The 6,516-nt window shown below is 34.6% G+C and carries 6 protein-coding genes; all 6 read right to left on the bottom strand.

Features of this window, described 5'->3' with window-relative positions:
- Nucleotides 1-1,265 precede the first annotated feature (1,265 nt).
- A complete protein-coding gene (locus HMPREF2846_RS10200) occupies nucleotides 1,266-1,724 on the bottom strand; it encodes a hypothetical protein (protein ID WP_070626579.1) in 459 nt (152 codons plus the stop codon).
- Nucleotides 1,725-1,736: 12 nt separating this feature from the next.
- Nucleotides 1,737-2,357, bottom strand: a complete 621-nt coding sequence (locus tag HMPREF2846_RS10205) for a hypothetical protein (RefSeq protein WP_070626580.1) — start codon at nucleotides 2,355-2,357, stop codon at nucleotides 1,737-1,739.
- Nucleotides 2,350-2,718, bottom strand: coding sequence for a pathogenicity island protein (locus HMPREF2846_RS10210; protein ID WP_070626581.1), 369 nt, complete (start codon nucleotides 2,716-2,718; stop codon nucleotides 2,350-2,352). The genes HMPREF2846_RS10205 and HMPREF2846_RS10210 overlap by 8 nt, the downstream gene beginning before the upstream one ends.
- A gap of 134 nt (nucleotides 2,719-2,852) precedes the next feature.
- Nucleotides 2,853-3,494, bottom strand: coding sequence for a pathogenicity island protein (locus HMPREF2846_RS10215; RefSeq protein ID WP_070626582.1), 642 nt, complete (start codon nucleotides 3,492-3,494; stop codon nucleotides 2,853-2,855).
- Between the two features lie 386 nt (nucleotides 3,495-3,880).
- Nucleotides 3,881-5,536, bottom strand: coding sequence for a DUF927 domain-containing protein (locus tag HMPREF2846_RS10220; RefSeq protein ID WP_070626583.1), 1,656 nt, complete (start codon nucleotides 5,534-5,536; stop codon nucleotides 3,881-3,883).
- A 4-nt stretch (nucleotides 5,537-5,540) separates the two neighbouring features.
- Nucleotides 5,541-6,398, bottom strand: coding sequence for a primase alpha helix C-terminal domain-containing protein (locus HMPREF2846_RS10225; RefSeq protein WP_070626584.1), 858 nt, complete (start codon nucleotides 6,396-6,398; stop codon nucleotides 5,541-5,543).
- Between the last annotated feature and the right edge of the window lie 118 nt (nucleotides 6,399-6,516).

Here is a 6,516-nt window from a genome sequence, read left to right on the forward strand (position 1 = left end):
ATATTCCATTTTGGGAATTTGGTCGCAAAAAAGGGCGGCTCGTTATCGTTCGCTCTCAAGAATGTAGGCGGTATTTCTTGCCCCCCCTTAATTTTAAAAATTTAAAATATTTCATCACCATTTCATGAACAGCTCCCGTTCAATTAAATAGTTCTGCACATTTTATGATGTCCTATGCGATTACATATCTCTATCCATAAAACATTCATACGTTCTTAATAATCAGGTTCTCTATTCGCTCCACACAAGCCTGTCACTAGCTTACAAAGAAATCACTATACTTTTATCCTATTTACTTATATCGTCCTTACAACGAGCGTTAAACTGCATTTGAAATAGTTCTATTTACGTTTGTTCTCATAACATTTATATAATCATTCTTCATTCTCTTTTATTTATATTTTCTTCTCTCTTGATCTAAATAACTTTTCTTTATCTTGAATTCAAATATATAAATCGAAATCACAAATCAATTTCAAATTATTATTTTAGTTTTCATTTCAAAATTCTATTTCACTTTCTGAATTGCAAAATACTTTCTGACTTCTCATTTACTTTTACAGTTTCATTCTCTTTGTCATTCTATTATCTTTAAACAAACATCAACTTCACTTTGTTCAATCACTAATTATCTTCAATCAAACATCAATTTCATTTCTTTCAATCACTAATTATCTTCTTAACTCTTTCATCTTCTAACACAAACAACTTCACAAACATTATTGTTTCATCTGCTTCAATCTAATTAATATTATCAATATAGATTTGCTTACTCACATTCATCTTAATGTATGCTCTATGTGCTTTGGCTACTCACAGTATCAAGCTATCCCTTTTATGCTATGGGTTGATACCTACGCCCTTTATATATGCAGCGTACACTTTGATACGGTCATACAATCATAGCCCTGTAACTAATGTGAGGGTACTAATATATAGCGGCAGCTGTCTTGTGCTGCACGATATTTTGCCACACCTCTAGCTCGGTCTTGTCTAGCCTTCTGCTGAGTTATGACTGTATCACTCACACATGCCATTACTTATAAAACAAAGGCCACCACATATATTAAAGTGATGACCTTTTAGAACTCGTAAACTAAACGCAAGTTGATCGAAATGAAACCAGTTAAAGAATTAGAGTTTTTATGCACAAATGAAAAATGAATGTATGACTAATTTAGACTTTAACAAAGAGCGCTCATTATTAAAGATATTCATTACCTTTAATATCTCTATTATATCATAAATCGCTCAACCATGCTATTTCAAGCGCTATCCAAATTAATAGAAACTAATAGAATTTTACCCATGTTACTTACTCTATTGTCTTTACCTTCTGCATTTTTCACATACACGTCAACACTTTCTACTTTATTATTCTTAATTTGTTCAAATGCTTTATCTTTAGCAGTGTAGCCGCTTTTCCAAGCATGAATGAGTGTATGGTTCTCCTTGATTATAAACTCTCTATTGTCTCTCTGACTTGAAGCGAAAATAAAGTTCAAATCACCATTCATCATCACATAACAGTTTTTATTAAACTTAACCTTTTTAACGGCTTGCGTTTCGATTTCTCCTTCTTCAAAATCACTTGTTATATTAAGTTTGTTATCGACATCAGCTAATTCTACAGGTACATTACTTGAGCTAGTCAATATCATTAAATCCTCGCCGTTTTCAGTTACCTTTGCCCTGTCGCCTTTATATCTGATCGCTGTAATCATTATATTACCTCCTTACCATTTCTCTTTGCCGAAGTGATATTTCTGGAAGTCCTCTAATGACTCCTCTTTCAACATATCTTCAAGCAGCCATGCATAATCTCTAGGCGTTGTATTACCCCCGATTTCTACTTCATCAGCTAGCATTTGCCCTTTGTATTGATTATGAATATTACTAGGGTGCTGCTGCTCTTGTTTAACATAGCGTAAGCGTGAAATACGTCTGCCGCCTTCATTTTTATTCTCAATCATTTTACGGTAAGTAGAAGCTACTTCTTGGAGTTTGACTTTCATCTCTTTGCGATACTGTTCATGCGCTTTCTTGATGTCTGTCATCTCATCTTCATACGCGTCATAGAAGGCTGTAAACTCATCATCTGCAATACTGTACTCCGATGTTTTAAGTTGTTCATCTACTTCCAATAACTCTTGTTCCAGATTCGCTTGGTGACGCTTTAATTTTGTTGCTTCAGCGTATTCATCTTGTTTTTGGCAGTGCGTAATTTTAGCACTGATTCTTTTAATACGGTCTACCAGCTGATTATATTGTTGTTGAACTTCTTTAGCACGTAATCTTTTACTATAAATTTGTTTATCAAAGATACTGATTGAATTTTCTTTTACTGTTTTACTCATAATTAACTACCTCTTTTTCATTTTTAATATTAATACTTTTAATCACATCACGACGGCGTACGCTTCCTCTTATCAAGTTATTCAAACTATTAATAGCTTGTTCTTTTTCTTCTTGAGTTGTAATCAAGAAATAACCTTTTTGTTTAGGTGAGTAGCTGCAGCCGATTGGATAACCGTAATTTGTTGATAAATCACGTATAATCCGACGCACCCAACGCTCATTAGTTGAATTGATATCATAGTCTAATTGATTTAAAATCTTCTCTTTAGTAATATGTTTGTTTGGTGCATTAATTATCACATTGACGACTTGGCGGTGTTCATCTGGTAATTTTTGCACCTTATTCTTCGCATTATCCATTTCATCACTCCTTTCTTATTTCTATGATTTTTCTCAGAACGATCACCCCCCTTAATTGACCTATATTGATGAGAAATACGAGACAGCGCTGACTTCATTTGGTCATAGAAAAAGATTTTAACTCTATATCTGCATTAGCTGTTTGTTGCGTAATAAGAAGCCTTGAGTTCATTAAACCTTTGTTCTAAGGTTTTGTAATCAGCTTGTGTGGCCTTCTCATTTTGCACGAACTCAGTCACCAGCTTTAAGCCTTCTACTAATTCGGGTGATGGTTCATTAATCCCTGTAGCTAACTGATATAACATTTCTAAGTTACCTACCACATCAGCATTACTGGACTGAGTACCTTCGAGTTCATCTATGTTAAAGTCTCTCTCCATATATTCGAACACGTCTGTATTATGACTTTCTGCGAATGCCTCTAGCCCATATATAAAGTAATCATTATCAAACATGAATTCAGCCATCATATCGCTGATAGAAACGACTTGACCGTCATGTAATTCATAGCCTGCATAATGTCCTTGTATGCTTCTAATAAGCCCCTCTATGTGCTTTGGAGACGCTAATAAAAATGATTGTCTTACCTTACAGTCTTTTATATAAACGTGTCCGTATAATCTGCCTTTCATCATGATATAGACCACATCAAAAGGATCTTCATTTATTTTGAAAGCAAAATGTTTATTTCTACTACGTTCTAATAATGCTGTGTAATACCTTAATAACGTACCTGCACGTGTATCAAATTGATTATCTATAGTTTCTATATTCATTGTTTTACTTCTCCATTCATTAGTTTTTAGTGGGTTTTTTTCACCACAATATTTTTAAACTTATAATATTATTTCTGTTTAATAACATGGTCACACATCAGTACCACCTAGTACCACTGCAGTTTATTTGTTGTGGTATCGCTTAAACCCTTTAGTACCAATGCTTTCAAGAATTAGTACCACAAGTACCACTCATTTTTTGAAGTATATATATTTATATATTGATAATGTTTAAACAAAAATGTACGTGTACAAAAACTATTTATACTATTAATAAAAAACGTGGTACTTGTGGTACTATCTATGTTAAACCCTTGATACATATGACTTTAGCCAGTACCACTTTTTTATTTTTACGTGGTACTGATGTGGTACTTGTGGTACTGTTACAACCGTTCCTTTCTAAAGTCAAAACCTAATCGCTCAACTACTTCTGTTTTTATTGCATATCCTCTATATCTAATACCTTTATATTTAACTTGCTTTACAGTACGTTCATTTTCAGTTACAAGATATTCTCTTTCTTGCCACTGCTTAGTGATAGAATGTAATTCATCCCCAAGATGTTCTCTAACAGTATTTGTAAGTACACATAAGTAATCTTTATTAAATACTGCTTTGACCGTTCCGTTTAACACTTCACCATAATTTGCACCAGTGATATGGTTTCTATCACTATCCAACTTTTCTAGTAATCCTTCTAGTAACTGCTTAGGCTTATCAATGTTCTTATTGGTTTCAAGCATTTTATTATAAGTTCGGTCTAACGTGGTGTATGGATCATGTTGAAAACCTTCAATATCATTGATGATTTCACCAGCTACCTGTAATAATGCGAAAGCCCTTCCTATTCTTGCGACAATCTCATTTGTTCCAGCTTTTTCAATAAGTCGTTTCTCATGGCTTTTAAACGAGTTATAGTAGCCTTCTTTATTTTTGCGATATTGTTCTATGAAAGCCATGCCTAACGTCCCGTATTGCTTGTTAATGCCTTCGTACAAGTCAATAAAAGAAACATCACTATTAAATGGGTCATCTTGCAATGTAATAACCCTAGCACCGATACCAGCTTTTTCATTGCCGTTGTCTGCTAAAGAGGTTTCACCTGTTGAAAGCATAATGTTTTGCCATGTTCTCTCTACTTCAATACTCGACTTGTTCCCACGACCTTTTTCACGACCACCGCTGAATTGATATATAACATCTGGTATCATATAAGGGTTCGCTTTTCTTGAGTCATCTAAAAGAAGTGGATAGCTGTTCAAGAATGCTGATTTGCGTTCAATATTGACTCTAGTTGTATTCCATTCACTGATAAGTTTTGTAGTTCCCCACACACTGCTAGCTACCTTTAAAGCTGTTGTTTTACCTCGTGAACTAGCACCGCTTAAATCGACGATAAAAGGTTCTACATCGAAATCATGAAGCAATATCGACCCACAAGACGCATATAACAACATCATGGCAGGGTATGAATTGGATATAAGATTAAAGACATCATCAGCGTATCCTTGTAATGTACCTTTAGTCTTGAATTGGTTCGCAATGTTTTTATATCCATGTTCATGAATCGTCAACTCAATTTCGCTATCCAAAGGATGTACAAAGTATTTACCTACATGGCCTAATCGAGTGACTATATTTGTTATAGGCAACGGGTTCAGTCGCATATACATGCTTATATAGTTAACGAGATCAGTACGATTTGTAGTGTTTACATCTAAACCTCTGCTAGCTAGCCCGATTAAATGTGTAGCATCTGCTAAGTCACGAGCAAACACGGGAAACTGGTAAGTTCTGCCACCGTTATTAAAGGTCATTTCATAAGTAAACTCGTTTGTTTCAATATCTTTATACTTTTTAGTAATAAATGGCGGTGTTGAAGTGATTAAAATTGGAACAACTTGCTTATCGTTACCTCTACCTTTTTCCACCAATTTATATAACCAGCCATTATCACCTACTTGGTAATTAGTTGGTATACTCTCGGCAGCATTACTATCATTGACGATTTCTGTAATTTCTGTGGGTAGTTCGGTCATTTAATCACTCCTTTCGTGTGTGTCTTAAATAAATACTTTTAAATGTCTTGATGATTTCTTTATCTTCAATAGGCGGCGTACATTGCTTTGCCCAACCATAAGCCAAACCATATACAAGGCTGGGATCTACATATCTACGCAATAAATATCCGATAATTTGTGTTAATACTGTGTTTCGTTCACCAGCACCTACCCCCATGCAAACACTTTGCCAATGTTCTGCACTATGTCTTTTATGGTATGAAACGGTAATAGGCTTATCCTCTTGTTTAAACTCGTTGGCCCAACCTTCTAAAGTAGGACAATCCAATATTGGAGCGTCATTGAATCTATATACAAACGCACGGTTTTTATCTTTTATAACGGGTAATGCCATTGCCCTGCTAGGTTGATACGACCCTTCATCTACTTTATGACCAATTTTAGAAGCTAATACCTTTGTATACTTACGATAATTTTCGCCATTAATATGTTTATTTAAAGGGATAAATAAGCGTAATCTAGGGGCTTCTGTGTGGTGGTTATAACTTGTATGCCAAAAGTAAGCAAATGCTCCTAAATGTGCTTTAAACGCTTCATTCAGTGCCTTTAAATCAGAAATATCATCATAATCTAATACCAATACATCTCGATAGATCACATTATTATCTGCACGGTATTTTTTACCTTTATCACTATCCGCAAGGTCGCCATAAACGGCAACCCCATGACTATATTTATTATTATTAATTTGTGGTATAGCTAATCTATTAATAAGCTCACTCCACTTAGGTTGTGAGAATTGTTTAAAAGAACCAGCGTCTAAACTGTCATACCACACCATACTTACTTGAGTGTCGTATTCCAAATTAATTTTATTCATTTCGTCACCTCTGATGAATACCAGAGCAAAAACTGCTATAATGTAGATATAGAGTTTTGTTCACTCTGGTTTATTGTTTCTTATGCGTCTCTTTCGGTTTGGTCGCCATTGAGAGACG

This window comes from Staphylococcus sp. HMSC056G08 (assembly GCF_001812305.1).
GTDB lineage: Bacteria > Bacillota > Bacilli > Staphylococcales > Staphylococcaceae > Staphylococcus > Staphylococcus simulans.

Coding starts and splice junctions, on each gene's coding strand:
- HMPREF2846_RS10200 (WP_070626579.1), bottom strand. CDS start 1,724: ATGATTACAGCGATCAGATATAAAGGCGACAGGGCAAAGGTAACTGAA.
- HMPREF2846_RS10205 (WP_070626580.1), bottom strand. CDS start 2,357: ATGAGTAAAACAGTAAAAGAAAATTCAATCAGTATCTTTGATAAACAA.
- HMPREF2846_RS10210 (WP_070626581.1), bottom strand. CDS start 2,718: ATGGATAATGCGAAGAATAAGGTGCAAAAATTACCAGATGAACACCGC.
- HMPREF2846_RS10215 (WP_070626582.1), bottom strand. CDS start 3,494: ATGAATATAGAAACTATAGATAATCAATTTGATACACGTGCAGGTACG.
- HMPREF2846_RS10220 (WP_070626583.1), bottom strand. CDS start 5,536: ATGACCGAACTACCCACAGAAATTACAGAAATCGTCAATGATAGTAAT.
- HMPREF2846_RS10225 (WP_070626584.1), bottom strand. CDS start 6,398: ATGAATAAAATTAATTTGGAATACGACACTCAAGTAAGTATGGTGTGG.